At 70.8% G+C, this 25109-nt stretch carries 20 protein-coding genes, 3 pseudogenes and 1 riboswitch; of the genes and pseudogenes, 10 read left to right on the plus strand and 13 right to left on the minus strand.

All coding sequences use genetic code 11. The features are described 5' to 3' along the window. Positions 1-117: 117 nt before the first annotated feature. Positions 118-939 carry a PhzF family phenazine biosynthesis protein gene (locus ACIOGX_RS35215; RefSeq protein ID WP_401918781.1) on the minus strand — a complete coding sequence of 274 codons (822 nt, stop codon included), beginning with the start codon at positions 937-939 and terminating at the stop codon, positions 118-120. Between the two features lie 184 nt (positions 940-1123). Further along, positions 1124-1768 (minus strand): hypothetical protein, encoded by a 645-nt coding sequence (locus ACIOGX_RS35220; protein WP_401918783.1) that lies wholly within the window; start codon positions 1766-1768, stop codon positions 1124-1126. 316 nt (positions 1769-2084) lie between these two features. Here ACIOGX_RS35220 and ACIOGX_RS35225 point away from each other — a divergent pair, with 316 nt between their 5' ends. The 5 genes from ACIOGX_RS35225 to ACIOGX_RS35245 all read left to right on the plus strand — a co-directional run bounded on the left by ACIOGX_RS35225 (position 2085) and on the right by ACIOGX_RS35245 (position 6723). After that, a complete protein-coding gene (locus ACIOGX_RS35225) occupies positions 2085-2738 on the plus strand; it encodes a class I SAM-dependent methyltransferase (RefSeq protein ID WP_401918785.1) in 654 nt (217 codons plus the stop codon). Between the two features lie 213 nt (positions 2739-2951). Further along, the gene (locus tag ACIOGX_RS35230) at positions 2952-3578 is read left to right on the plus strand and encodes a PadR family transcriptional regulator (protein ID WP_383973681.1); all 627 of its coding nucleotides are present in this window, start codon (positions 2952-2954) and stop codon (positions 3576-3578) included. A 352-nt stretch (positions 3579-3930) separates the two neighbouring features. Beyond that, on the plus strand, positions 3931-4482 hold the full coding sequence (locus ACIOGX_RS35235; protein ID WP_401762574.1) for a Clp protease N-terminal domain-containing protein: 552 nt from the start codon (positions 3931-3933) through the stop codon (positions 4480-4482). A gap of 106 nt (positions 4483-4588) precedes the next feature. Then, on the plus strand, positions 4589-5572 hold the full coding sequence (locus ACIOGX_RS35240) for an EamA family transporter (protein ID WP_401918787.1): 984 nt from the start codon (positions 4589-4591) through the stop codon (positions 5570-5572). 185 nt (positions 5573-5757) lie between these two features. Further along, a complete protein-coding gene (locus tag ACIOGX_RS35245; RefSeq protein WP_384770839.1) occupies positions 5758-6723 on the plus strand; it encodes a DMT family transporter in 966 nt (321 codons plus the stop codon). A 103-nt stretch (positions 6724-6826) separates the two neighbouring features. On the opposite strand, the gene ACIOGX_RS35250 is transcribed toward ACIOGX_RS35245, so the two are convergent. Beyond that, on the minus strand, positions 6827-7528 hold the full coding sequence (locus tag ACIOGX_RS35250) for a pyridoxamine 5'-phosphate oxidase family protein (protein ID WP_401918789.1): 702 nt from the start codon (positions 7526-7528) through the stop codon (positions 6827-6829). Between the two features lie 35 nt (positions 7529-7563). On the opposite strand from ACIOGX_RS35250, the gene ACIOGX_RS35255 reads away from it, so the two are divergent. After that, a complete protein-coding gene (locus ACIOGX_RS35255; protein WP_401918791.1) occupies positions 7564-8895 on the plus strand; it encodes an aminotransferase class I/II-fold pyridoxal phosphate-dependent enzyme in 1332 nt (443 codons plus the stop codon). 89 nt (positions 8896-8984) lie between these two features. Here the strand turns inward: ACIOGX_RS35255 and ACIOGX_RS35260 are convergent. Then, positions 8985-9442 (minus strand): annotated as a pseudogene (locus tag ACIOGX_RS35260) (EamA family transporter); the annotation flags it as partial. 156 nt (positions 9443-9598) lie between these two features. Between ACIOGX_RS35260 and ACIOGX_RS35265 the strand changes: the two are divergent. Next, positions 9599-10495 carry a polysaccharide deacetylase family protein gene (locus ACIOGX_RS35265; protein ID WP_401918793.1) on the plus strand — a complete coding sequence of 299 codons (897 nt, stop codon included), beginning with the start codon at positions 9599-9601 and terminating at the stop codon, positions 10493-10495. A 54-nt stretch (positions 10496-10549) separates the two neighbouring features. On the opposite strand, the pseudogene ACIOGX_RS35270 reads toward ACIOGX_RS35265, so the two are convergent. Both ACIOGX_RS35270 and ACIOGX_RS35275 read right to left on the minus strand, forming a co-directional pair. After that, positions 10550-10762: pseudogene (locus ACIOGX_RS35270) on the minus strand (ATP-binding protein); the annotation flags it as partial. A gap of 193 nt (positions 10763-10955) precedes the next feature. Then, a complete protein-coding gene (locus ACIOGX_RS35275) occupies positions 10956-12176 on the minus strand; it encodes a hypothetical protein (RefSeq protein ID WP_401918795.1) in 1221 nt (406 codons plus the stop codon). Between the two features lie 201 nt (positions 12177-12377). On the opposite strand from ACIOGX_RS35275, the gene ACIOGX_RS35280 reads away from it, so the two are divergent. Then, positions 12378-13295, plus strand: coding sequence for a LysR family transcriptional regulator (locus tag ACIOGX_RS35280; protein ID WP_401918797.1), 918 nt, complete (start codon positions 12378-12380; stop codon positions 13293-13295). A gap of 217 nt (positions 13296-13512) precedes the next feature. Here ACIOGX_RS35280 and ACIOGX_RS35285 read toward each other — a convergent pair whose 3' ends face one another. The 5 genes from ACIOGX_RS35285 to ACIOGX_RS35305 form a co-directional block, all read right to left on the minus strand. Next, a complete protein-coding gene (locus ACIOGX_RS35285) occupies positions 13513-14004 on the minus strand; it encodes a Rieske (2Fe-2S) protein (RefSeq protein WP_356518221.1) in 492 nt (163 codons plus the stop codon). 80 nt (positions 14005-14084) lie between these two features. Beyond that, on the minus strand, positions 14085-16190 hold the full coding sequence (locus ACIOGX_RS35290; protein ID WP_401918799.1) for a prolyl oligopeptidase family serine peptidase: 2106 nt from the start codon (positions 16188-16190) through the stop codon (positions 14085-14087). A gap of 106 nt (positions 16191-16296) precedes the next feature. Next, complete coding sequence (locus ACIOGX_RS35295) at positions 16297-16989, minus strand: SDR family NAD(P)-dependent oxidoreductase (RefSeq protein ID WP_401918801.1); 693 nt, start codon at positions 16987-16989, stop codon at positions 16297-16299. A 179-nt stretch (positions 16990-17168) separates the two neighbouring features. Continuing rightward, a complete protein-coding gene (locus ACIOGX_RS35300) occupies positions 17169-17900 on the minus strand; it encodes an SDR family NAD(P)-dependent oxidoreductase (protein ID WP_401918803.1) in 732 nt (243 codons plus the stop codon). Between the two features lie 93 nt (positions 17901-17993). Then, a complete protein-coding gene (locus tag ACIOGX_RS35305; protein WP_401918805.1) occupies positions 17994-18833 on the minus strand; it encodes a helix-turn-helix transcriptional regulator in 840 nt (279 codons plus the stop codon). Between the two features lie 577 nt (positions 18834-19410). On the opposite strand from ACIOGX_RS35305, the gene ACIOGX_RS35310 reads away from it, so the two are divergent. Further along, positions 19411-20544, plus strand: a complete 1134-nt coding sequence (locus tag ACIOGX_RS35310) for an NAD(P)/FAD-dependent oxidoreductase (RefSeq protein WP_401918807.1) — start codon at positions 19411-19413, stop codon at positions 20542-20544. A 206-nt stretch (positions 20545-20750) separates the two neighbouring features. On the opposite strand, the gene ACIOGX_RS35315 is transcribed toward ACIOGX_RS35310, so the two are convergent. Beyond that, positions 20751-21275, minus strand: a complete 525-nt coding sequence (locus ACIOGX_RS35315) for a DUF302 domain-containing protein (protein WP_387015716.1) — start codon at positions 21273-21275, stop codon at positions 20751-20753. A 474-nt stretch (positions 21276-21749) separates the two neighbouring features. Then, a riboswitch (cobalamin riboswitch) is annotated at positions 21750-21885 on the plus strand. A gap of 435 nt (positions 21886-22320) precedes the next feature. Here ACIOGX_RS35315 and ACIOGX_RS35320 point away from each other — a divergent pair. Then, the gene (locus ACIOGX_RS35320) at positions 22321-23847 is read left to right on the plus strand and encodes an RNA-guided endonuclease TnpB family protein (protein WP_401918809.1); all 1527 of its coding nucleotides are present in this window, start codon (positions 22321-22323) and stop codon (positions 23845-23847) included. Positions 23848-24190: 343 nt separating this feature from the next. On the opposite strand, the pseudogene ACIOGX_RS35325 reads toward ACIOGX_RS35320, so the two are convergent. After that, positions 24191-25004: pseudogene (locus ACIOGX_RS35325) on the minus strand (helix-turn-helix domain-containing protein). Positions 25005-25109 lie beyond the last annotated feature (105 nt).

A 25109-nucleotide genomic window follows, 5' to 3' on the forward strand; every position in this document is an offset into this window, starting at 1 on the left:
TGGTGAGGGATGGGGCGTACGGGCATCTCGTGCCCGTACGCCCTGTAGGCCCCGTACACCCCGTCCCCCCCCGTACGCCCCGTATGCCCCGTACGCCGTGGTCGGGGGGAGCTGTGGTCAGGGGGAACTGAGCAGCTCGCCGTCGATGACCGTCACGGCACGCCCGGTGAGCAGGGTTCGTTCTCCGCGCAGTGCGGTGTGGACGAGGCCGGTACGGGCGGAGGCCTGGAGGCCGGTCAGTTCGGTACGGCCCAGGCGCGCCGACCAGAACGGGGCGAGCGCCGTATGGGCGCTGCCGGTCACCGGGTCCTCGTCGATCCCGACAGCGGGGAAGAAGCCGCGAGAGACGAAGTCGTAGCCCCGGCCCCGGTCCTCGGCGGCGGCGGTGGCGATGACGCCGCGCCGGGAGAGCGCGGCGAGCGAGGCGTGGTCGGGGGTGAGCGCACGTACGGCCCGCTCGTCGGCCAGCTCGACCAGCAGATCGCCGATGTGCTCCGAGGTGTTGTGGACCGCGACCGGCTCGGCGCCCAGCGCGTCCGCGAGCCCGTCCGGGACCGGTACGGGCGTCAGCGCGGACGTCGGGAAGTCGAGGGTGAGCGAGCCGTCCTCGTGCGCGACGGCGCCGAGGACCCCGGAGCGGGTGGCGAAGCGCAGGGCGCCGCTCGCGCGTCCGGTGGAGCGCAGTACGTGCGCGGTGGCCAGGGTCGCGTGGCCGCACAGATCCACCTCGGTGGCCGGGGTGAACCAGCGCAGCGCCCAGTCGGCGTCGCCGCCCGGCGGCAGGGGATGGGCGTAGGCGGTCTCCGACAGGTTCACCTCGGCGGCGACCCGCTGGAGCCAGCCGTCGTCCGGGAAGCGGGCGGAGTCCAGGAGCAGGACCCCGGCGGGGTTGCCCGTGAAGGGGCGGTCGGCGAAGGCGTCGACGATTCGAATACGCATGGACGGAGCGTAGAAGGTACGGAAAGACCGGCGGCGGTGTGTTCTCGAAGAACCCAGGTCGCCGGACCCGGGGCGCGGAACCCAGGTCGCCAGGGGCCGGCGGAGTGCCACCCGCGCGTACGACGCCACGCCGGAGGGCGCCGCGTCGCGTACCGCGCGGTGCCCTCCGGCGGATCCGTCCGGATCAGGCGCTGAGCAGGAGCCAGCCCCCGCGACCGCCGCACATGCTCGCGTTGTACGCGTCGGTACGGAAGCCGGGCGGTATGGGCACGCCGGGACAGATGTACTGGCCGACACGGGCCACTTGCTGGAACCAGATACCGATGTTGCCGCAGCCTGTGCTGATGTAGCCGGTGAGCACGTACCCGGTGGGGATCGGCGAGCCCGCACAGACCCACTGGCCGTCCCGGGCCAGCTGCATGAACCAGGTGTCGATGTTGCTGTTACAGCCGTTGGCGGTGTGCAGGGTGAGCACGTAGCCGGGAGGGATCGGCGAGGTGGCACAGATCCAGATCCCGTCCTGCGCGGGCTGCATGTACCAGGAGCCGGCGCCGTTGCACCCGTTCGCCGCGCGGCTGGTGATCACGTAACCCGGCGGTATGGGGGTACCGGGGCAGACCCACCCGGGGGCCGCCTCGGCGGCGGCGACCGGCGCCGCCTGGGGCGCCTGGGGAGCCTTGGACGTCTGGGGAGCCGCACTGGCCGTGCCGGCGGCCGTGCCGGTGAGGACGGCCGCCAGCAGCGCGACCACCCCCATCGCGGCGGTGAGCCGCTTCCGGAGCGCCACCACTAAGGAACGACCGAGCGGATGGCGATACACGATCTTCACTTCACACCAGTCCAATCAACGAGTCGGCGAGGCGCCGCACGACGGTCGTGTGGCGCCGGGCTGTGGAGCAGCCATGACCTTAGTGGGAACCGAATCGCCGGGAGGGAAACTGGCTCGTCTCAGTGACGTTGGACCGTTCTCACCGACACTTGACGGGTCGCCGGCCCTGGATACCTCGTGCGAATCGTCGGGGTAGTGGCCTCCGGAGAGGGCGAACTCCGGGGCGACGGCGATGAAGGCCGACAGTGTCAGTGGCGACCAAGCCGACGAGCCGAGCGCACGTGGCTCCGACCGAACCCGGACGAGAGGAACCCGCATGAACGACGACGCTCTCCTGGCAGAGCAAATGGCCTACTACAAGGCCGGTGCGGCCGAGTACGACCGGCCCTACGCGGAGTGCGAAGACCTCCAGAAATTACTGGCCGCCGTCGACGACCTCCCGATTGCCGGCGATGTGCTGGAACTGGCCTGCGGAACGGGCCAATGGACGCCGAGGCTCGCCGCGCGGGCGCAGTCCGTGACGGCTGTCGACGCGTCACCCGAAGTGCTGGCCCTCGCCCGTGCGCGCACCGCATCCCCCACCGTCCAGTTCGTCGAGGCGGACCTGTTCGACTGGCAGCCACCACGACGCTACGACACCGTGTTCTTCGCCTTCTGGCTCTCCCATGTCCCGCCGACACGGTTGGCCGGCTTCTGGAACACCGTCGCCACCGCGCTCGCGCCGGGCGGCAGAGCGATCTTCATCGACGACGGCCCCGCCGCAGCCGCCTACGAGGAAGTCCTCGCGGACCAGCCGACCCCGACCGCGCTTCGCCGACTCGACGACGGCAGCCAGTACCGCATCGTGAAGGTGTTCCACGATGGCCGGACGCTCACGGACGACCTCACAGCTCAGGGGTGGTCGGTCCGCATCCGGCCCATGGCCGGGAACTTCATCGGCATCGCGGAACCGCCGACCACCGCCGGCTGAGACGCGGCCCTGTCACACCGACCCGCACCGCGCGGCCGCCGCAGGCGAACCAGGTCACCTGAGACACAGACCGGATCGACAGAGACCGGATCGGCAGCGACCAGATCGACAGAGACGGGACAAGAAACTGAGAAGCTTCCTGCTTGCCGAGCGACCTGTTCCGATATATCGTTGACGCATCGCGACAGATCAACGATGCAAGGAGTGAGAGCGATGCGTTCACATGGACATGACCATGGACACGAGCACGGGCGCGGACACGGTCCGGGGCCCGGCGGCTGCGGACCCGGCCAGCCGGGCCGCGGTGACTTCGAGGGGCGGCGCGGGGCCTTCGGGCCGTTCGGGCCCGGCTTCGGGGGGCCCTTCGGCGGTGGCCGCGGGCGCGGCGGTGGCAGGGGGCGGGCGCGGCGCGGTGATGTGCGCGCGTCGATCCTGGCCCTGCTGAAGGACCGGCCCATGCACGGTTACGAGATGATCCAGGAGATCGGCGAGCGCAGCGGCGGGGCCTGGCGCCCCAGCCCCGGCTCGGTGTACCCGACGCTCCAGCTGCTGGAGGACGAGGGGCTGATCACCAGCCAGAGCGAGGGCGGCAAGAAGCTGTTCACGCTCACCGAGACCGGGCGCGCGGAAGCCGAATCGGGGCCCGAGGCTCCGTGGGAAGAGGCCGGCCGGGGCATCGACTGGGACACGATGAACGAGATCCGTCAGGCCGGCTTCGGGCTGATGGAGGCGTTCGGGCAGGTCTGGAAGACCGGTACGCCCGAGCAGCGCCAGAAGGCTCTGGCGGTCATCACCGAATCGCGCAAGAAGCTCTATCTGATCCTCGCCGATGAGGACTGAGCGCGCTTCGGTGCGTAGCGGAGGCCCCGCGGCCATGCCTGTACCCGAGGCGCCGCGGGGCCTCTTCGTGTTCCCGCCCGCCGCGTCTCCGTCAGTCGCGTCTCCGCCCGCCGCGTCTCCGTCAGTCGCGTCTCCGCCCGGCGATTCCCCGCCCGCCGTGCCCCTGTCCGTCGCGCGCCCGTGTCCCTGTCCGTCGCGCGGAAGCAAGGCGGCGCGCTTCCCCGGGGGAGATGAGGGGGGCGATCTCATTCGCAAGGAGGACGACCGGTCCGGAGGTGCCCAACTCCGGTGGGACGCGGAAATGCTCCCCGGCGGGGATGTTCCGGGACCCTGGGACTGATGGGGTGAGAGGGTGCAGAGCCCATCTCCGGGGGTGCCGGAACAGTCCGCACCGAACCGACCCGATACCGCGTCCGCACGCGCCGATGTCGAGGCCCGGCTGACCCCGGAGCTGGCGTCCGTCGTCTCGGGCGCGCGCAGAAGGGCGCACCGCGACGGTGACCGGCAGATCGACACCGCCCATCTGCTGCACTCACTGCTGGAGACGGACCCCGAGGTACGGGCTGTGTTCGGCGGTGGCCGCCAACTGGCGCGGGTGCTGGGCTATCTCGTCCAGCGGAGCATCGGCTACGGGCTGCGCTGGCAGGGAACCGTGGAGGACTCCGGGGCCGTGCCCGTGATACCGGGCCGTCCGGTGACGGGCTGGTCGCCCCCGGCCGTCACCGCCATGGCGGGCGCGCTGGAACGCGCCGAGCGGCGTGGTGAGCCACGGGCCGGCGGACTCGATCTGCTCGCCGCGCTCTCCGCCGACCGGGAGTGCCGCGCGGTCGACGTCCTCGAACGGGCCGGAGTGGACGCGCGGTCGCTGTCCGGCCGACTGTCCGGTACGTCACGGTCGGTCTGACCACGGGCGATTCGGCCCGTCGCGTCATGCCGTCCCGGCGGACCTCGTCTGTCTCGACAGGTGTCATGAAGGTGACGCTCCTGACGTCGGCTGTCATGATGACGTCATGCGCATGTCTCAGGGGAGGAGCGTCGGCCTGGGCCTTGCCCTGGCGTCGGCGTTCGCGTTCGGCGGTTCGGGCGTGGCGGCCAAGCCGCTGATCGAGGCGGGGCTCGACCCGCTCCATGTCGTGTGGCTACGGGTCACCGGCGCCGCCCTGGTCATGCTTCCGGTGGCCTGGCGCCATCGGGCGCTGGTACGGCAACGGCCCGTGCTGCTCGCCGGATTCGGCCTGCTGGCCGTCGCGGGCGTACAGGCCTGCTACTTCGCCGCGATCTCCCGTATCCCCGTCGGGGTCGCGCTGCTCATCGAGTATCTGGCCCCCGCGCTCGTCCTCCTCTGGGTGCGGTTCGTCCAGCGGCGGCCCGTGACCCGCGCCGCCGCGGTCGGGGTCGTTCTCGCTGTGGGCGGACTCGCCTGTGTGGTCGAGGTCTGGGCCGGGCTGGGGTTCGACCCGGTGGGCGTACTTCTCGCGCTCGCCGCCGCCTGCTGTCAGGTCGGCTACTTCGTCCTCTCCGACCAGGGCGCCGACGGGGAGAACGCGGCCGATCCGCTGGGCGTGATCGCGTACGGACTGCTCGTCGGGGCCGTCGTGCTGACGGTGGTCGCCCGGCCCTGGGGCATGGACTGGTCGCTGCTCAGCGGGAGCGCGGACATGGGCGGATCGAGCGTGGCCGCGGCCCTGCTGCTCGGCTGGATCGTGCTGATCGCCACGGTGCTCGCGTACGTGACCGGAGTGATCTCCGTACGCCGGCTCTCGCCGCAGGTGGCGGGCGTGGTGGCGTGCCTGGAGGCGGTCGTCGCGACCGTACTGGCCTGGGTGCTGCTGCGGGAGCATCTCTCCGCGCCGCAGATCATCGGCGGCGTCGTGGTGCTGATCGGCGCGTTCATCGCCCAGTCGTCGACGCCGAAGGCGCCTTCCGGGCCGATGGCGAGCGGTACGGGGACGGGCGACCCGGCGCGGTTGTCCACCGGACACACCACGACGTAGGGTGCCGATCATGCACTTGACCGTTCTTCCGCCTCCCGCGTCGTAACGCGGGCGGCCATCCGCTGACGAAGACCGGGCTCGGACAGGGCACGCCGTACCGGCGGCCTGTCCCGAGCGGTTCGTCGCTGCCCGCGTGTCGGAGCTGAGCGACCCACACCATCCCGCTCTTCACACGGAGACGTCACGTGTCCTCTTCTGTTTCCTCCGCTCCTTCCGGCCTGCCCGTCGGACGGAGTCTGTTCTTCCTGATCGTCGCCGGGGTCGCCTGGGGGACCGCGGGCGCCGCCGCCTCGCTGGTCTACCGGGTCAGCGACCTCGGCCCCCTCGCGCTCTCCTTCTGGCGCTGCCTGGGAGGTCTCGTCCTGCTGCTCGGCGCGCTCGCGCTGCGGCGGCGCCGGGAGCCCGCGCCCGCGGAACCGCGTCGGCGGCGGCTGCTCCGGATCCTCGGTACCGGTATCGGCCTCACCGTCTTCCAGAGCGCCTACTTCGCGGCCGTGGAGGCGACCGGTCTCGCGGTCGGTACGGTCGTCACGCTCGGCGCCGGTCCCGTCCTCATCGCGCTCGGCGCCCGCGTCACCATGGGCGAGCGGCTGGGCACCGGCGGTCTGGTCGCGGTGACGGGCGCCCTCGCCGGGCTCGGAGTGCTGGTGCTCGGCGGTGAGGGCGGCTCCGTACGCCCCGCCGGTGTGGCGCTCGCGATCCTGTCCGCCGCCGGGTACGCGGGGATCACCCTGCTCACCCGGTGGCTGGGGCGCGAGGGCGGCGGTGGCGACTCGATGGCCACCACCGCCTGGGCGTTCGCCATCGGTGCCGTCCTGCTGCTGCCGGTCGCCTGGGGTGAGGGACTGCTGCCGCACACCGTGGAACCGGCCCGGGTGGTCTGGCTGCTGGTGTACGTCGCGGCCGTGCCGACCGCGCTCGCCTACGCCCTCTACTTCGCCGGGGCGGCGGTGGTGCGGGCCGCGACCGTCTCGGTGATCATGCTGCTCGAACCGGTGAGCGCGGCAGTGATCGCGGTCGCACTGCTCGGCGAACGGCTGACCGTCGCGACCCTGCTGGGTACGGTCCTGCTGCTCGCGGCGGTGACCGGTCTCGCGGTGGCCGAGGCCCGGCTCGCGGCGGTACGGCGCCGGGCGGCGGCGGTCGTCTGACGCCGCCGCCCGCACTCCGCGTGGTGCCCGTGCGCCGCCGCGTTCGTGGCCGGCGCGTGGTCCGGTGCGCGGTGCCGTCCGTGGTGTCGTCCGTGCGTGCGTTTCAGGGCACGGAGAGATAGTCGGGGAGCGCGATGGCCGGGTCGAGATCGTCGGACGGGACGGGCGCGCCGTACCCGCGTGCGAGCGGCACGACCCCGGCCCAGTGCGGCAGCGTCAGGTCCTCGGGATCGTCGTTGGGGCCGCCCGTGCGGACCTTGGCGGAGACCTCGTCGAGATCGAGCCGGATCACGGCGGTCGCGGCCAGCTCACGGGCGTTGGCCGGGCGCGAGTCGCGGGAGCGGCCCGGTACGACATGGTCGACGATCGCGTCGAGCGCGGTGCGCCGTTCCCCGGGGTCGGTGACCTGACGGGCGACGCCGTGGACCACGACGGAGCGGTAGTTGATCGAGTGGTGGAAGGCGGAGCGCGCCAGTACCAGACCGTCGACATGGGTCACGGTCAGACAGACGGCGAGGCCGGGATCGGCCCCGTTCTCGCCGTCCGCACGCTCCGTACCGCCGCCGGCCGCCGTCATGCGCAGCGGACGCGAACCGGTCGAGCCGTGGACGTACAGCCGCTCGTCCACCCGGGCGTAGAGCGTCGGCAGGACGACCGGAGCGCCGTCGCGGACGAAGCCGAGGTGGCAGACGTACGCCTCGTCGAGTATCCCGTGCACGAGCTCGCGGTCGTAGGCCGCCCGCTCCCGAGAACGGGTGGGGATGGTGCGTGGTGTGGGCTGGTAGGCGGCGGTGCTCTCCGGCATTGCGTTCTCCGTTGCACTAGTGCATAATCTTCTTTGTGCTAGGAGAGTATCGGATTTCGGGTCGGCGCGCGGCGGAAATCTCCGCCGACGTGGAGCGCGCGGTGGGTTCCGGAGAGCTGGCCCCGGGCCAACTCCTCCCGCCGATGCGGGAGTTGGCGACGGAGCTGGGCGTCAATCCGAACACGGTCGCCGCCGCCTACCGCAGCCTGCGGGAGCGCGGGGTGATCGAGACGGCGGGACGCCGGGGGAGCAGGGTGCGTGCCCGCCCCGCCAGTACGGCGCGCGGCTCGATCCGGGTCGACGCGCCCCCCGGCGTACGCGATGTGTCGGAGGGCAACCCCGATCCGGCGCTGCTGCCCCCGCTGCACGACGCCCTCGCCGCCGCCGCGCGGCACCACGCGGAACATCCGGGGCTCTACGGACAGGCGCCCGTCGACCCGGAGTTCGCGCGGCTCGCCCGCGCGGGCTTCGACGCCGACGGGGTGCCGGCCGGACCGCTCGCCGTGACCTCCGGAGCGCTGGACGCGATCGAACGCGTACTGGCGGCCCATCTGCGCCCGGGTGACGCGGTCGCCGTCGAGGACCCGGGCTGGGGCGGGCTGCTGGATCTGGTGCCCGCGCTCGGGCTGCGGCCCGAACCGATGGGCGTCGACGACCAGGGGCCGCTCCCCGCCGGGCTGGCGCGGGCGCTGCGGGCCGGCGTCCGCGCGGTCGTCGTCACCGACCGCGCGCAGAATCCCACCGGCGCCTCGGTGGGCGCGGCCCGCGCCAGGGAACTGCGCGCCCTGCTCGCCGACCGTCCCGAGGTGCTGCTCATTGAGGACGACCACGGCCATGGCATGGTCGATCTGCCACTGCACCCGCTCGCCGGGGCCACGAGCAGCTGGGTGTTCGTACGCTCCACGGCGAAGGCGTACGGACCGGATCTGCGGATCGCGGTACTCACCGGGGACGCCCTGACCGTGGACCGGGTGGCGGGGCGTCAGCGGCTCGGCCCCGGCTGGGTCAGCCGGCTGCTCCAGCGCACCGTCGTGGAGCTGTGGTCCTCGGGCGCCGTGGACGTGCCGGCCGTGGCGCGGTCGTACGGCGAGCGGCGCGACGCGCTCGTACGGGCCCTGGCGGAGCGGGGCGTCGAGGCGTACGGACGCAGCGGCATGAATGTCTGGGTGCCGTTGGCCGACGAGACCGGGGCGGTGGCGCGGCTGCTGCACGCGGGCTGGGCGGTCGCGCCGGGAGCGCGCTTCCGGATGGCCACACCGCCCGGCGTACGGCTGACGGTGTCGGAGATGACCGGTGACGACATCGGGCCGGTCGCCGACGCGGTGGCATCGGCGGCCGGCCCGGCGCCCGCGCGCAGCTACGGCTGAGGCGCGCACCGGGACGCATACGGCCACGGCTGGGACGCGGCGCGGGGGCGAGTCCGTCCGTGGCCGCGGCTCGGTGGGGGCGTGTGCGGCTACGGCTGAGGCGCGGGCCGCTTCCTGGGCCTGCTCTGCGTGAGCGCGGCCCCGGCCAGGACGACCAGGGCGCCGACGGGGGTGTTCCAGCTCAGCTGTTGGCCGAGGAGCGTGCCCCCGCCCGCCGTGGCGATGACCGGGATGACGTACGTGACCATCTGGCCCGTCGTCGGGCCCACCTCGGCGACCACTCCGCACTGGAGCAGGATCGCCAGACCGGTGCCCAGCGCGCCGAGCACGAGCACGGCGAGCAGCGGACCCGCCGGGAACGAGGTCGGCATGGTGGTGAACAGCGGGGTCACCAGTGCGAGTTGCAGCGTGGCGAGGAAGAGCTGCGCGCCGGTCAGGGCGAGATGGGAGCTGCTCTCGCCGCCAGGGTCCGGCGTACGTAGATCCAGCCGACCGGATAGCTGAGCGAGGCGAGCAGCGCCATCGCCGTACCCGTGACATCCAGACCTGGCTTCGTTCACGTTCAGCACCAGCGTTTGTTCACTGGTTGCGGCAGCAGTTGGTGATCAGCACGCTCGTAGATGTTCACGAGAAATGACGGCGCTGCCGCTCCGCGGCGTCACATTGCCGTGCGGAGGTCCGGGCCAAGTCTCACACTGCGGGCATGGATGAAGTCAGCGTTCCCACGGCCGTCGTATCGTCAGACCAGTCGAGTGAGTTACTGGGGTATCCGCCTGATGCACGGCTGCTGATCGTCAACTGCGATGACTTCGGGATGTACCCAGCGATCAACGCCGCGGTGATCGAGTCGGTCGAAGAAGGCATCGCCAGTTCGTGCAGCCTGATGGTCCCGTGTCCTGGAGCCCCGCAGGCCATGGAACTGCTCGGCCGACGGCCGCAGATCCCGTTCGGCATCCACCTCACTCTGGTATGCGAGATGCCCCACATCCCGTGGGGGCCGCTGATCGCCAAAGAACGAGTTCCCTCCCTGCTGGACCCTGCAGGCGAACTGTTCTCGCCCACGCCTGTCGGCCGGGCGGCCTTGCTCGCCCAGGCTCGGCTCGATGAGATCGAACTTGAGTTCCGCGCCCAGATCGATGCCGTCGCCGACGCTGGGCTCACGCCGACCCATCTGGACTTCCATTGCCTGGCTGATGGCGGCCGCGACGACATCCTCGACCTGACCGTGGTGCTGGCGGCGGAGTACGGCCTCGCGGTCCGGGTCTGGCTCGAACCCGGGCGCCAGGCGATGCGGAGACGCGGACTGCCGGTCACTGACAACGACTTTCTGGACAGCTTCTCCCTCGACATTGAAGGCAAGGCGGCCCGATACGCTCAGATGCTGTGCGACCTGCCTGCCGGGCTCAATGAATGGGCGGTGCATCCCAGTCTGGGGGACAAGGAGTCGCAGGCCGTCGACGGTGGCTGGCCCGTGCGCCGGACGGACTACGAGTTCCTGACATCGCCGCAGGCCCGTGAGGTTCTCCAACAGGAGGACATAGCCGTGATCGATTATCGAACGATTCAGCGAGTCTGGTCCAAGAGTGTGAGCCCTCGGTGACTGACCGGGCCCGTCGTCCCTGCGGACGACGGGCCGCTGAGCTGACTATGGAGGTCAGCCTGCGACGGCCGGTTGTTCGGCCCGCGCGCGGGTGGTGGCCAGGCGGTAGGAGTCGGTGCCGGTCTCGATGATCGTGCCGTTGAAGGTGAGACGGTCGACGATCGCGGCGCGGAGACGGGGATCGGTGAAGGTCTTCGTCCACCCTCGGAACGACTCGTTGGAGGCGATCGCGACGCTGTTCTTCTCCTCGCGCTCGGTGAGAGCCTGTGTCACATCCTCTTTCCGCAGGTCATGACGTATGAGAGTGGAGGGTGATCGGGGTTGCCGTTCGGTTCGGCGTCCTGTGGACGCCGAACCGAACGGCAGGTGAGGGGTTCTCAGGTGGTTGCCGTGGGGGATGTCGCAGACGGCGACCCCATCGGGACGGAGCGATGCGACGGAGGTCGGGAATGGCCGCGACCTACAATCGTAGTGAGGGCGAAGCGCCAGGCCGAGATTCCGGCACCGGTGTGAGGGAGGGGCCAGGATGTTCGGTTGGAAGAAGAAGCTCAACGGTCTGTTCGGTTTGGGCCAGTTCAACGATCTGACGGCGCAGCACAGGCCCGACCTGAGTCGGGAATCGCTCGGCGTCGGGCCCGACTTCCCTGGCGTCGCCCCGAACCCGCTCATGAGCAGTGATGCACGGAAGCGCAATGCGGAACTGCGTACGGGGGCGCTTGCGCTCGGCGTTCTCGTCGACTGGCGAGAGGTCAACAGCAATCCACGCGTGGTCCTGATGTTCGACGTGGAGACCGCTGGCGGCCGCTCGTTCCGCGGTATCGCAGACGAAGGCCTCACGATCACCGAGCTCACCCGACTCGCCCCAGGACAGACGTTGCCCGTGCGCTACCGACCGGCCGTCATGGACCACTACGTCGCCCTTGCCCGGGACGCGGACCCCGCCCACGTGCAGCAGCTCTCTGACGAGATCGCGAGCCGTAAGCGGACCTGACCCGAAGGCATTTTTCGCAGATCGGCGACTTGACGTTTCGGGCCGGTCGGCCCGAAACGTGGGCTGGGCGTGCCGGGTTGGCGGTCGTACGGTGCTCTCATGGGCAGGGACGGGGTGCCTCGGCTGCGGCTGACCGTCGTCGAGCCCGGCCAGACGCACGGTCACGTCACCGAAGTGGACCTCCGCCTCGTGACCGGGCAGGTGGGTCTGCGGCACGAAGGCTTCAACGGGGGCTTTGCCCGAGGCCGCGAGAATCTCCGGCTTCCGGTCGGAGACGTAGCGCCGGACCATCTGGTGGGACACATCGGCGCCGTGCTCCTCGACGAGCCGGTGGAAGATCCGTGTGATCGTGTGCCGCTGTTTGCGCGGCGCGTCGAGGTCCGTCCGCAGCATCTCGTCGATCACCGTCTTGTACGGATCCAGCGCAGTTGGCCGGGGCGGCAGTTTCTTCCGGGGCTCCGGCCAGACGGAGTCCACGGCCTTCTTGACCGTCCTCCACGAGACGTTGTACTTGCGCTCAAGCTCGCGCATTTTCATGCCGGCACGGTGGTCACGCCGGATCGCCGTGCCGAAGAACAGCCGGCCGAAGGTGACCTGGAAGGGGGCGAAGCCATGCGTGCCCACCTTGATGAGCAGAAAGCTGAAGCCCCAGATGAGCGCGAGCACCGCGAACCGGATGCGCCAGTCCACGGCGGGAAAGGCGGGAAAGGTGCGGCCGGTGCCCGGAAGCGCCGGAGCGACGGCGGCGGACGTGGCCGGAATCGAGGGGACGGGGAGGCGGGGTCCGGCCCGGGACGGGGCGGCGTGGCGGTGCTCATACGGACAGCCAGGCGTGGACCATCTCGTAGAACAAGCGAGATTATATCCACCATTCTGATTAGTATCGCTTACATGTTGAATCTGGAGCGCCTGCGTACGCTGGATGCCCTGGCCCGCCACGGCTCGGTGAGCGGCGCCGCCGAGGGACTGCATGTCACCACCTCCGCCGTCTCCCAGCAGATGGCCAAACTGGAGCGTGAGGTGGGTCAGCAGCTGCTGGCCAGGAACGGGCGCGGCGTACGGCTCACCGACGCCGGGCGGCTGCTCGCCGACCACGCCGCGCGGATCCTCTCCCAGGTCGAGGTCGCCCAGTCGGACATCGAGGCACAGCGCGGCCGGGTGGTCGGGGAAGTGCGGATCTCGGCCTTCCCGACGGCCGCACGCGGGCTCTTCCCGCTGGCGATCCGCGCGCTGCGCGAGGGCCATCCGGAGCTGCGGGTCCGGTCGCGGGAGCTGGAGCCGGAGGCCGGGATCCGCGGGGTCGTCAGGGGCGATCTCGATCTCGCCGTGGTGCTGGACTGGAGCAACAAGCGGCTGCCGGTGCCGGGCGGCCTGGCGACGGCGCATCTGCTCGACGACGTCCCCGATGTGGCCATGCCCGCGGACCATCCGCTCGCGGACCGGTCGGAAGTGGACCTGGAGGAGTTCGCGGACGACCCCTGGGTCTCCTGGCCGGAAGGCGAATTCTGCTACGAGTGGCTGATGTTCACGCTGCGCTCGAAGGGGTTCGAGCCGCGGATCGCGCATCTCGCGGGGGAGTACCACACCCAGCTCGCGCTGATCGCGGAGGGACTCGGGGTGTGTGTCGCGCCCCGGCTGGGACGCGGCGCCGTGCCGGAGGGCGTGGCGGTCGTGCCCGTACGGCAGCGGATGCGCCGGCATGTCTACGCCGTGTGGCGGACGGACGCGGACCGCCGTCCGTCGATCCGGGCCGCGGTCGAGGCGCTGCGGGAAGCGGCCGGGGCCGCGAACCAGGTGGTCAGCGGCTGACCGAGGACGGAACAGGGCGGGGTGGGGCGGCCGGAGGCTTCACCTTCTGCCGACGAAAAGTGAAGCCCGCCGACCGCCGGTCATGGATACGAGCGTCCGGGCCACGGACGCCCGGGGCACGAACGCCCGGGGCACGGGCATCCGGTGCGCGGGCATCCGGTGCGCGGGCATGTGTGGCACGGGCATGTGTGGCACGGGTGCCCGGACACGCGTCAGGTCATGCGAGCGTGATCGAGTCCCCGGTGACCTTGATCGGTGTCGCCGGCAGCGGCTGCGTCGCGGGTCCGGCCTTCACACTGCCGTCCGCCGCGCTGAACTGGCTGCCGTGACAGGGACAGTGGATGATCCCGTCCGAGATGTCCTTCACGGCGCAGCCCGCGTGGGTGCACTTCGAGGAGAACGCCTTGAACTCGCCCGCCGTCGGCTGGGTGACCACCACGCCCTGGTCGGCGAAGACCATCCCGCCGCCCTCCGGGATCTCGCTGGTCTTCGCGAGGGCGTCGGCCGGGCCCGCGCCGCCGCCCGCGCTGTCGTCGGGTGTGGTGGACCCGGCAGCGGACCCCGACTCCGACTCCGACCCCGCCCCCGACTCCGCCGGAGCGTCCGAGCCGCCGCACGCGACCAGCGCCGCGGCCAGCCCCGTCGCGCCCGCCGCCGCGACCACGGTCCGGCGTGTGACGATCCGTGCGGTCCCCTGCGTTCCCGTCATACCGAGCTCCGATCCCTGATGGGCTCCGCGTCGGCCGGTCGGCCGCTCAGCGGTAGGTACGGCTATACCCGCCGCGATGTTCAGATGCCGAGAGACTTCCTGAGAAAGCCGAGTTCGTGGCCCAGAAGAGTGTCCGCCTGCCCCACCCGGGTGACGAGATGCCCGGCCCCCGGCAGCGGCAGCACGGTATGTGGCCGGCCCGCGGCGAGCAGCGCGGCGGAGAGCCGCAGCGTATGGGCGGGGAACACATTGTCGTCGGCGAGCCCGTGGACGAGCATCAGCGGCCGGGTCAGCCGGTCCGCGTACGGGATCAGCGAACAGCGGTCGTAGTTCTCCGGCTGGATGTCCGGATGGCCGAGATAGCGCTCCTCCCAGTACGTGTCGTACAGCCGCCGGTCGCTCGCCGCCGCGCCGGCGACCGCCGCGTGGAACACCTCGGGACGGTGCAGTACGGCCGCCGCCGCCAGGTATCCGCTGAACGACCAGCCCCGGATCCCCACCCGCGCCAGGTCCAGCGCGTCGTACCGCTCGGCCGCCGCGTGCAGCGCGTCGACCTGGTCGGTCAGGACGGGCGTCAGCCGGTCCCCGACGATGGCCCGCTGCCACGCCACGCCGCGCCCGGGGGTGCCGCGCCCGTCCGTGGCCAGTACGGCGAACCCGTGCTCCGCGAACCACTGGCACACGGCGGTGTACCAGCCGCCGCCCTTCGTCACCACCTGCATACCGGGGCCCGCGTACGGGCTGAGCAGTACGGGAAGCTTGCCCGCGTCCGGTGTGTACCAGGACGGCAGATGCAGTCGGCTGCGCAACTTCCGCTCGCCGAGGGCGAGATGGACCGGCCTGGGGGTGATGGGCGACCGTTCGGCGAGGACCGCGATCCGGCCCGACGGGGCGCCGCCGCGCACCACCGTGACCGTGTGCCCGTCCGGGGTCCTGCTGTCGAGCACGACGGTGTCACCGCCCGCCGAGGCGGTGTGCACCCCCGGCTCGTCCGTCAGCCTGACGAACCCGGTGTCGGGGGCGTACGACCAGACATGGGTCTCCGTCGGCTCCTCGCTCGCGGTGAAGAAGACCCGCTCGCCCACCGCGCCGAGCACCTCGCGGACCTGGAGCCCGTCCGGAGCGAGGGTGTCACCGATCCGCAGGGAAAAGGCGTCGCCGCGTACACACGGCAGCACCGCCGTCCCCGACGCGGTGTGCACGGGAGCGCCCGGCAGCCACTCCACCCAGTGCTCGTCGGTCCGCCGGAAGAGCCGCTCGACCTCGCCGTCGGCCGGGTCGACACGCAGGACCCACAGTGTGCGCTGGTCGCGGGTCTGGAGGCCGACCACGGGACCGGCACTCTCCCAGCCGGCGCCGACGACGTATTCGAAGGCCGGGTCCCGCCAGACACCCGCCGGGGCTTCGTCCTCGGGGGCGCGCTCCGGCAGCCGTACGGGGGTGTGCCGGCCGTCGAGCGTCACAACGCGCAGCGAGGTCCGCGCGTTGGCGGTGCCCGCCGCCGGATACGGCACCGAGCGCGGCGCCCGCGCGGGATCGGACGGGTCGCCGAGGTACCAGCGGCGCACCATCGACGTGTCGACCCGGGCCACCAGCAGGGCGTCCCCGTCCGGCGACCACCAGTAGCCGCGCGCCCTGCCGATGGACTCCGCGGCGGTGTGATCGGCCAGCCCATAGGTCACGTCGGGGCTCTCGGGCCCGGCGAGCGGCCGGTCGTCCGTGCCGTCGGTCCGTACGACGCGCAGCGCCCCGCCACTGACATAGGCGACATGGGCGCCGTCCGGCGAGGGGCGCGGATCGACGACCGGGCCCTCGGTGCGGATCCGCCACGGAGCGCCCCCGTCCGTCCGTACGAGCCAGAGTGCGCCGCCCAGCGCGTACGCCACGACGCGCGCCTCCCGGTCGGTGGCGTACCCCACCACCCCCACCGAGGTCTCGCGGGCCCGTTCGCGCCGTATCCGTTCCGCGTCGGAGACGGACTCGTCGCCGACGGCGGCCGAGGGGCCGGCGAGGATCCGCTCCTCGCCGTTCTCGTACAGCCACAACGGGCTGCGCGGATCCACGCCGGACACGGACCGTACGAACAGGACGCGCTCGCCGTCCGGTGACACGGTGAACTGCCGGGGGACACCCAGCGAGAAGCGACGGGTGCGGGCGAATCGCAGCGGAAAGTCGGTGGTGTTCATGGTCACCGGATATCTCGCGCGGGCACGCCGAGGGAACCCCCCGGACTGATCGCAATGGTCGAACGCCTGTGAGTGCCCGGTCGCAGCCTCGCGTCAGGGGGGGGCGTCACCAGGGGATGGGGCCGTCGGCTTCGAGGAAGGCGCCGGTGGGGCCGTCGGGGCCGATGGCGGCCATGCGGACGATGAACTCGGCGCACTCCGCGGCGCTCCGCTCGCCGCGCGGGTTGAAATCGGTGGCGATGCTTCCCGGGTGGACCGCGTTGATCCGCATCTGGGGGAAGGCGTTGGCGTACTGGACGGTGATCATGTTGACGGCGCTCTTGGAGGAGCAGTAGGCGACCATCGGGAAGGTCGCTTCGAGGCCGGCGGGGTCGCCGCAGCGTGTGAGGGATCCGCCGGTGCTGCTGACGTTGACGATGACGGGGTGGCCGCTGGTGCCCAGGAGGGGCAGGAAGGCGTGGGTGACGCGGACCAGGCCGAAGACGTTGGTGGCGTAGACGGTTTCCATGTCGGCGGCGGTGATCTCGGCGGGCGGATCCCAAGTGCCCGAGATGGCGGCGTTGTTGACGAGGACGTCGAGCGTTCCGGCTTCCTCGCGGACCAGTTTGGCGGCGGCCTGTACCGACTCGTCGTCGGTGACGTCGAGTTGTATCGCGCGGGCGCCGGTCTGCTGGGCGGCTTCCTGGCCGCGTTTCAGGTCGCGTGCGCCGAGGTAGACGGTGTGTCCGGCCGCGGTCAGCCGGCGGGCGGTCTCCAGGCCGAGCCCGCGGGTGGCTCCGGTGATCAGTGTGGTGGTCATGGCTGGTGAAGGCGCCGGGGCTCCCGTCCCGGGGTCCGTCGCCTCCGACTCCTTTCCGGATGTGTGCGCATGGTCTCGCCGTGCGCTTCTGCTGTTCTGCGATGCGTGGGGGAGGCCCCGCCGGGCGTTGCCGTACCCCGGCCGGATCTCTCCCCGCCGGGCTCAGCGGTGGGCCGCTCTCACCAGGGGGCGGGGCCGCCGGCTTCGAAGAAGCCTCCGGTGGGGCCGTCGGGCCCGGTCGTGGCCATACGGATGATGATCTCGGCACCCTCTTCGACGCTCTGGATGCCCAGTTCGCCGAAGTCGACGGGGGTGGGCCCGGGGCTGGCGATATCGCTGAAATCGGTGGCGGTGAGCCCGGGACTGACGGCGTTGATCCGCATGTGGGGGAAGGCGTTGGCGTACTGGACGGTGATCATGTTGACGGCGCTCTTGGAGGAGGCGTAGGTCAGCACGGGCATCTTGTACTCGACACTGGTGGGGTCGGCGTTGCGTGTGAGGGATCCGCCGGTGCTGCTGACGTTGACGATGACGGGGTGGCCGCTGGTGCCCAGGAGGGGCAGGAAGGCGTGGGTGACGCGCACGAGGCCGAAGACGTTGGTGGCGTAGACGGTTTCCATGTCGGGGGCGGTGTACTCGCCGGCCAGCTTCCAAGCGCCCGAGATACCGGCGTTGTTGACGAGGACGTCGAGCGTTCCGGCTTCCTCGCGGACCAGTTTGGCGGCGGCCTGTACCGACTCGTCGTCGGTGACGTCGAGTTGTATCGCGCGGGCGCCGGTCTGCTGGGCGGCTTCCTGGCCGCGTTTCAGGTCGCGTGCGCCGAGGTAGACGGTGTGTCCGGCCGCGGTCAGCCGGCGGGCGGTCTCCAGGCCGAGCCCGCGGGTGGCTCCGGTGATCAGTGTGGTGGTCATGGCTGGTGAAGGCGCCGGGCCCCAGGCGTTCCGGGGGCCTCGCGCCTCGGCCTCCTTCCAGAGGTGCGGCGCATGGTCGTGCCATGCGCGTTCTTACGGTGTGTTCAGGGCCCTGAGCCGTTGTCTGCTGTCCTCGTCGGAGGCGGGCATGACCACGAGGGACTGGTCGCGTTCCTGGGCGATGGGGAAGACCTGCCAGTCCAGCCGGATCTCGCCGGCCGTCGGATGCAGGATCCGCTTGCTGCCGAAGCTCCTGCCGGAGACCCGGTGGGTGGCCCACCAGTGCTGGAACTCCGAGTCCGCGGTGCTGAGCTGTTCCACCAGTTCGTCGAGACGGGGATCGCTCGGGTGGCGGCCGGCGTCCATCCGCAGATAGGCCACGCATTCACCCGCCGACAGATGCCAGTCCGGAAGCCGCTCGCGCATGCGCGGGTCGAGGAACGTCAGCCAGAGGAAGTTGCGCCGCGCTTCGGGGACGGCGTCGAAATCACACAGCAGCTCGGCCGCGAGCGGGTTCCAGGCCAGGATGTCCGTGAACCGGCCCAGGACCATGGCGGGCGTGGTGCCCAGATCGGCGAGCACGGCCCGTACCGGCTCCGGCACCACCTGCGGCCGGGTGCGCCGACGGCGCGCGGCAGGGGCCAGGTCGGCCAGCCGGCGCAGGTAGTCGCGCTGGTCGTCGTCGAGCAGTAGAGCGTGGGCGAGCGCGTCCAGGACGCTCCCGGAGGGTGTGGGCAGCCGGCCCTGTTCCAGGCGGGTGTAGTAGTCCACGCTGATCCCGGCCCGGCCCGCCACCTCCTCCCGGCGCAGCCCGGCCACCTTCCGTGACTGTTCCCGCACGGCCAGCCCGGCCTGCCGGGGGGAGACCTCACCGCGGCGAGCACGCAGGAACGCGGCAAGCTCGCGGCTTTTATCCTCCTTCGCACCCTTCATGTCCTCCACGGTGCCAGGTCCGCCGCGTGGACGGGAGAGTCACGATCTTCCTGGGAAGAAAATGACCCCCCTGGCCGCCCCGGGCAGCGCCAGGCACATACGGGCTCAGCGGAGGAAGGCGCTGTTCCGTGGGGTGTGTCAGCGGTTTGTCGGGCCGCGAATTGCCGGGCGGATCGTCTGCCGGCAGGCGTGTGCTCCGCGGAGTTCGAGGCGGGCCCGGCTTGCATCCTGACCGGGCCCGGCCAGGCCCGGCCCGGCCCCGCGTACCGGACCGGCGCGTCCGGGCCGTAGGCGGTCACCGGCGGGGCAGGGGGCGGGCAGGGGGCGCCGTCGCGAGCGCTGTGGCGACGACTGGCCGCCCGGCCCGGTCGTCTCGGCGCGGCTGTCTCGGCTCGGTACGGCACTTCCGTCGGCCGCCGTCGTTGAACCGGGCGACCGCCCCGAGGAGGAACGACGTGAACGGCACCTGTCCCCTGAAGACCGTCTCCGACCTCGACCGGCGGCACCTCGACGAGAGACCCGCGACCGCCGTCACGGGGCACCACGTCCCGATGGGCCCGACATGGATGGGCCCGACATGTACGACGTGATCGTGGTGGGCGCGCGCTGCGCCGGAGCGGCCGTCTCCCTGCTGCTGGCCCGTGCCGGCCGCAGGGTCCTGCTGCTGGACCGCGCCCGCTTCCCCAGCGACACCCTGTCCACTCTCTACATCCACCAGCCCGGACTGGCCCGCCTGCAACGGTGGGGCCTCCTGGGCGAGGTACTCGCCACAGGCGCGCCGCTGCTGACCCGCCTGTCCCTCAGCTTTCCCGGCGCCCGCTTCACGGGCCCCGCCCCCGCCCTCGGGCCAATCACCGGGGGCTGCGCTCCCCGCCGTTACGCCCTGGACCACCTTCTGGTGCAGGCGGCTATCCGCGCGGGCGTCGAGTTCCGTCCCCGCACCACGGTCGCGGATCTGCAGTGGGAGGACGGGAAGGTGACCGGTGTGCGCCACGGCACCCCGCGCGGCTCCACAACCCTGGCGCGCGCCCACCTGGTCATCGGCGCCGACGGCCGGAACTCCACCGTGGCCCGCCTGGTCCACGCGCCCTTCGTGCGGCAGGATCCCCGCAGCACCCGTGTCTACTACTCCTACTGGAGCGGCATCCCCGACCCCGGTGTCCAGATCTACACCGGACACGGCATGGGCGCCGGCTGCATTCCCACGCAGGACGGGCTGACCCTCGTATCCGTGCAGGTCTCCCGTACGATCCCCGCCCACGACGACCGGCAGCACACCTACCGGGAGATGGCCAGGCGATCGTCGGCGGAGCTGGACGGACAACTCACCGAAGGAAAGCAGGAAGACCGTCTGTACTGCTGTTCGGACCTTCCCAACTTCTTCCGTCGGCCACACGGCCCCGGATGGGCGCTGGTCGGTGACGCCGCACACAACAAGGACCCCACACCCGGGCGGGGGATCAGCGACGCCTTCATCCAGGCCGAAATGCTCGCCGAGCGCCTGGACTTCCCCCTCGACGACACCCAGCAGGCGGACGCCGCCTTGTCGAAATACGCCCAACAACTGCGTGAGGAGTTCACACCGGCCTACGAAAGCACCCTGACCACAGCGCGCCTGGACCCCAGCGGGTACATCCAGCACCTGGTCGACAACCAACACGACCCTGCCTTCGCCGAACACCTCTTCCGCTCCTTCGCCGGCCTCAACTGACTGACCCCGCCGGTCGGTTGTGGAGAGCGAACGGTGCGGCAGATCGCGGGGGCAGCCGGTGGACTGGGCGTGGCTCTGTTCCTTGCGGGCCGCGTCCTTGTTATGGATGGAAGGGCGGGGCTGGATCTAATGGCGTAAACAGAAGGGTTTGTCGTCCATCGGCCTCGACTTCGAACGACGCTCTGGAGGTGGCCCGCTCTCTGAACTTACTCCGAGTGCCGGGCGAATTCCTGCGAAGCATCGACACCGCAAACCCGCAGCAGATTGACCACGATGCGATCCAGATCCTCCCCGACTTTCGTCACCTCTGGAATTCCGAGACTGCCGAATTCGTCGCTTGGTCGATGCATGCTGAACACCGCATTGCCGTCGCCGTCGCTGTACACCAGCATCCGCAAGGGCGCATAGAGGAGCGCCTTCGGATCATGACGGAACATGGTCTCGGCGATGACGTGATTGCCGGTCAAGTACTCCATCGACCTGGTGTTGTGTCCTGCGATACTGAACAGTGAGGTGCCATTGATCCGGGCGTAGCGGACCAGGTCATTGGGCGCGCTCACGGCCATCGCGGCGCGAACGTCGTCCCAACTGCCCCCGGTTTCGGCAATGCGTTCCATCGATCCCGGATCGAACGCGGGCGCCGCTTTCTCGAATGCGTTCACGAAGTCGTCGTAGGAAATTCCCGTGGAAACGTCTACCCGGGTCACGGTGTGGCTGTGTCGGCTGGCCATGCGATAGCTCCCTGATTTTGGGATCAATGCTTCAAGGCAGCCCACGTAACCGGCCGGCGGAGCCTGCGGGAATGACACGGGAATGCCCGGCTACCACGATCTCCCCCTGATTGAAATTTACGATATGACGGGCTCACCGCCGGGGCAAATCGAGCGAAGCGACGTGCCCGGCGTGAGCTGCGCGGCCGGGCTGGAGTCAGAATGCGGGGATAGCGGCCGGGACGACACGTCAGGCCCTCGGTGAGGACGGGCCCGAAGGAGTGCGCTGCCGGCGCGGTGGAGGTGACCGCCCCTCGCCGGGGTGGGACCAGCGACTCTGGAACGGTACCCGGACAGTGTCGCGGCGGAACGGTACCCGGACAGCGTCGCGGCCCAGTGGCGCGCGAAGATGTACGAGGCCCTCTTCCCCCTCCGGGGCCTGCCCTCCCGCGATTGGGTCTGGTGGTAATCCGTCAACCAGCCGTAGCATGCGGTGACTTCGGTATCCGGAGCGACAACTGAATGCGTGCGTGACTGGGGGAAGCCGGTGGGAATCCGGCGCTGACCTGCAACCGTATGCGGCCCGTCCGGGCCGTGAGTCGGAACACCCGGCGCGTGACGTGCACCGCTTCCCACTGTCATGGTCTGCAGCGCGAAGCCCGCAGCTCCGGTCTGCTGCGCCCCGCCGCGCGGTTTGCGCATGGACGGTGGCGGCGGACTGTCGGGTGCGGTCTGGGCGGCAGACGTCCCACACCAGGAAGGCACTTCCGTGCACCTGATATCTGTCCGCCGTACTCTCGCGGCCACGGCCGCCCTCGGTCTGGCTCTCACCCCGTTGTGTGTGATCACCGCTCCGGCCGTTTCCGGTGCGCGATCTACGCCGACACCTCGGCGCCGCGCACGAACCTGAGGACCGGGGCGGCTGAAGCAGCCCGGTCCGTCCGGGCCCCACACGCTCCCTGTCGACAGCCGGTCATCTTCCCGGCCGGGCACTGACCACATCCGCATCCCGCAGCGTGCGGTTCGCGCGGAAAACCGCAGGACAGGACGGACAAGGAGGTTTCTCATGCCGGTCGAACGTTGCGTTGTCCAGCAAGCGTACAAATACGCCCTGGACCCGACTCCCAGGCAGGAGCGTGCCTTCCTCTCCCATGCGGGCGGCGCCCGCTTCGCCTACAACTGGGGCATCGCCCGCACCGCTGACGCGCTCGACGCCTACGCCGCCGAAAAGGCCGCGGGAGTCGGAGAACCAGCTACCCGCATCCCCGGACACTTCGATCTGTGCAAGGCGTGGACGGTATGGAAGGACACCACCGAGTGGACCGACCGGGCAACCGGCACCACCACGGTCGGCGTCGCCTGGGTCGCGGACAACTACTCCGGTACGTACCAGGCCGCCCTGCGGGACGCGGCCGAAGCCTGGAAGAGGTTCTTCAAGGCCCGCAAGAGCGGAGCACGCCGTGTCGGCCGTCCCCGCTTCAAACGGAAAGGCCGCGTCCGCGACTCCTTCCAGCTCCACGGAGGTGGACTGCAGATCGTCGACGGCAAGCACATCAGGCTTCCCAGGATCGGCACGGTGAAGACGTTCGAGTCCACCCGCAAGATCGGCCGCCTTCTGCGCAAGGACGAGGTGCCCTGCCCCGCCTGCGACACGATGGGCAGGGTCCCGGCCGCCGCCGCGGGAAGGTCCGACAGGTGCTCGGCCTGCAAAGCAACCGGCGCGGTCCCGGCGGCCCGTATCGTACGCGGAAGCGTCTCCCGTGACTCGTCCGGCCGCTGGTTCGTCTCCCTGACTGTCGCACGCGTCCGTGAGATCCGTACCGCCCCGTCCGTGCGGCAGCGCTCCGGCGGCCCGCTCGGCATCGACTTCGGTGTCCGCGACATCGCCACCCTCTCCACCGGCACCACCATCCCCAACCCCCGTAGCCTCGAAGCTCACTTGAAGCGTCTGAAGGGCGCGCAGCAGGCCCTCGCCCGCTCCCGGAAAGGATCAGTCCGCCGGGACGGAATCACCCGCCGTATCGGCCGCCTCCACGCCCGCGTCCGGAACCTGCGCGCGGACTTCATCGCCAAGGCCACCACACGCCTGATCCACGCCCACTCCGTCATCGCGGTCGAAGGCTGGGACGTCCAGCAAACCGCACAGCACGGATCCCCCCAGCTTCCGGCGAAGGTCCGGAGCACCCGCAACCGCGCCCTCGCCGACACGGGAGTCGGCGCTGCCCGGTGGCAGCTCCAGTGCAAGGCGGCCTGGTACGGAGGCACCGTCGTGACCACCGACCGGCACGCACCCACCGGACGGCAGTGCTCCGCGTGCGGAACGGTAAAAACCACACCGCTCCGGCCCACGCAGGACGAGTACCGCTGCGCCGCCTGCGGCATCCGCCTCGACCGGCGACTCAACACCGCACGTGTCCTGGCCGCGATCGCCGCACAGTACGCCACAGGCGCCCCGAGTGGCGGGGAGCCTCAAAACGATCGCAGAGGGAACGTAGGTCCCCTCACGCTCCGGCGTGGTGGGCGGTCCCCGATGAAGCGAGAAGCCCGCACCCAGCCACCCGGCAGGGGTCAGTCGGGCACCCCCGGAACGTAAGGTCCGGGCATCCCCCGTCCGCGCGACTCAGCAGTGAACATACGCGTATACGGGATCACGGCGGGCCGGGAAGGGCCGGCCCCTGCGCGGTGGGGATGACGGGCGGGTGATGTTCTGGTCGGCGACGCTCTCGGCGTACGTACGCGTGGAGGTGACGGCCGGCATGGCTTGGTCAGACGGTGAGCGGACGGAATTGAGGGGCTCGTCCACCAGAACGAAGCGGTTGAGCTGCATCTCGGACACGGCGGTGCAGCCGCGGGGGTTGATGGCGGAGCCGGTTCTGGGGCAGGTGCCGGGTTTGAGGCCTTCGGGGTCGATCCGGCTCCGTTCGTAGCACCTGTACTCACTTCGCCGGGACCTGACGAAACGCAGACGGCGACGGCGACGGCGGCAGGTCGGCGAACGAAGTCGGCCACGCGACGTCGTCGATCGCCAGCCATGGCGCAGCGGCCAGGGCGGTGGGCGTCACCCCGGTAAACGCCTTGACCTCGCAGTGCAAGTGGGACTGGTCGACGTAGCCGCTTGCGGCCGCTACCCGAGCGGTGGCCTCGCCCGCCGCGAGACGGTGAGCGGCGTGGTCGAAGCGCCCCAACTGGGCGGCGCGCTTGGGAGTGAGGACGATCTGGGACCGGAAGCGGGACCACAGGCGCTTACGGCTCCATCCCACCTCGTTCGCCAGGCCGTCGACCCGCACTCGTCCCCGGCTGGTGAGCATCCGCCACCAGGCGGCAGCGATCTCCGGATCGAGCGGTGGCCGGGCGTCCAGCCGTCGGCCAAGGACATCCGCCGCGATCGTGAACCGTTCGTCCCATGACGTGGCGGCGCGCAGCCTGCCCTCGGTTCGCCCGGCGTCGTGACCCCAGACGTCTTCCAGGGAGACCACCGTCCCGACAAGCTCGGTCGATGCGCTGAGCATTGCGCCCGCGACGACCGGCGACAACCGAATGCTGGAGGCACTGGTCTCCCTCGGCCGTCCGGCCGCTGACCCGAAGGTCGCCCGGGATCAGTCCTACGACCACGCTGCCGCGTTGACGCCGGCCGTGGACGTCGTAGACGAGGCCGTCTCCTTCGCTCAGGTCCACCAACACGGTGACCGACGGGTGCGCGACCATGGCAATGTCCGCGAGCGCCGGGACACGTTGACCGAACCCGGCCATGCTGGTCCCGGGCAGCCGCTGTGGCTGCCGCGGGACCGCGACCTCCACCGACGTCCAGTCAGGTGATGACTCCGGGGCCTACACAGCACCAGGGTAGCGATCGGT

Source organism: Streptomyces sp. NPDC088147, assembly GCF_044741565.1.
Classification (GTDB): domain Bacteria; phylum Actinomycetota; class Actinomycetes; order Streptomycetales; family Streptomycetaceae; genus Streptomyces.

Coding starts and splice junctions, on each gene's coding strand:
- ACIOGX_RS35215 (WP_401918781.1), bottom strand. CDS start 939: ATGCGTATTCGAATCGTCGACGCCTTCGCCGACCGCCCCTTCACGGGC.
- ACIOGX_RS35225 (WP_401918785.1), top strand. CDS start 2,085: ATGAACGACGACGCTCTCCTGGCAGAGCAAATGGCCTACTACAAGGCC.
- ACIOGX_RS35230 (WP_383973681.1), top strand. CDS start 2,952: ATGCGTTCACATGGACATGACCATGGACACGAGCACGGGCGCGGACAC.
- ACIOGX_RS35240 (WP_401918787.1), top strand. CDS start 4,589: ATGCGCATGTCTCAGGGGAGGAGCGTCGGCCTGGGCCTTGCCCTGGCG.
- ACIOGX_RS35250 (WP_401918789.1), bottom strand. CDS start 7,528: ATGCCGGAGAGCACCGCCGCCTACCAGCCCACACCACGCACCATCCCC.
- ACIOGX_RS35265 (WP_401918793.1), top strand. CDS start 9,599: ATGGATGAAGTCAGCGTTCCCACGGCCGTCGTATCGTCAGACCAGTCG.
- ACIOGX_RS35280 (WP_401918797.1), top strand. CDS start 12,378: ATGTTGAATCTGGAGCGCCTGCGTACGCTGGATGCCCTGGCCCGCCAC.
- ACIOGX_RS35285 (WP_356518221.1), bottom strand. CDS start 14,004: ATGACGGGAACGCAGGGGACCGCACGGATCGTCACACGCCGGACCGTG.
- ACIOGX_RS35290 (WP_401918799.1), bottom strand. CDS start 16,190: ATGAACACCACCGACTTTCCGCTGCGATTCGCCCGCACCCGTCGCTTC.
- ACIOGX_RS35295 (WP_401918801.1), bottom strand. CDS start 16,989: ATGACCACCACACTGATCACCGGAGCCACCCGCGGGCTCGGCCTGGAG.
- ACIOGX_RS35300 (WP_401918803.1), bottom strand. CDS start 17,900: ATGACCACCACACTGATCACCGGAGCCACCCGCGGGCTCGGCCTGGAG.
- ACIOGX_RS35305 (WP_401918805.1), bottom strand. CDS start 18,833: ATGAAGGGTGCGAAGGAGGATAAAAGCCGCGAGCTTGCCGCGTTCCTG.
- ACIOGX_RS35310 (WP_401918807.1), top strand. CDS start 19,411: ATGTACGACGTGATCGTGGTGGGCGCGCGCTGCGCCGGAGCGGCCGTC.
- ACIOGX_RS35315 (WP_387015716.1), bottom strand. CDS start 21,275: ATGGCCAGCCGACACAGCCACACCGTGACCCGGGTAGACGTTTCCACG.
- ACIOGX_RS35320 (WP_401918809.1), top strand. CDS start 22,321: ATGCCGGTCGAACGTTGCGTTGTCCAGCAAGCGTACAAATACGCCCTG.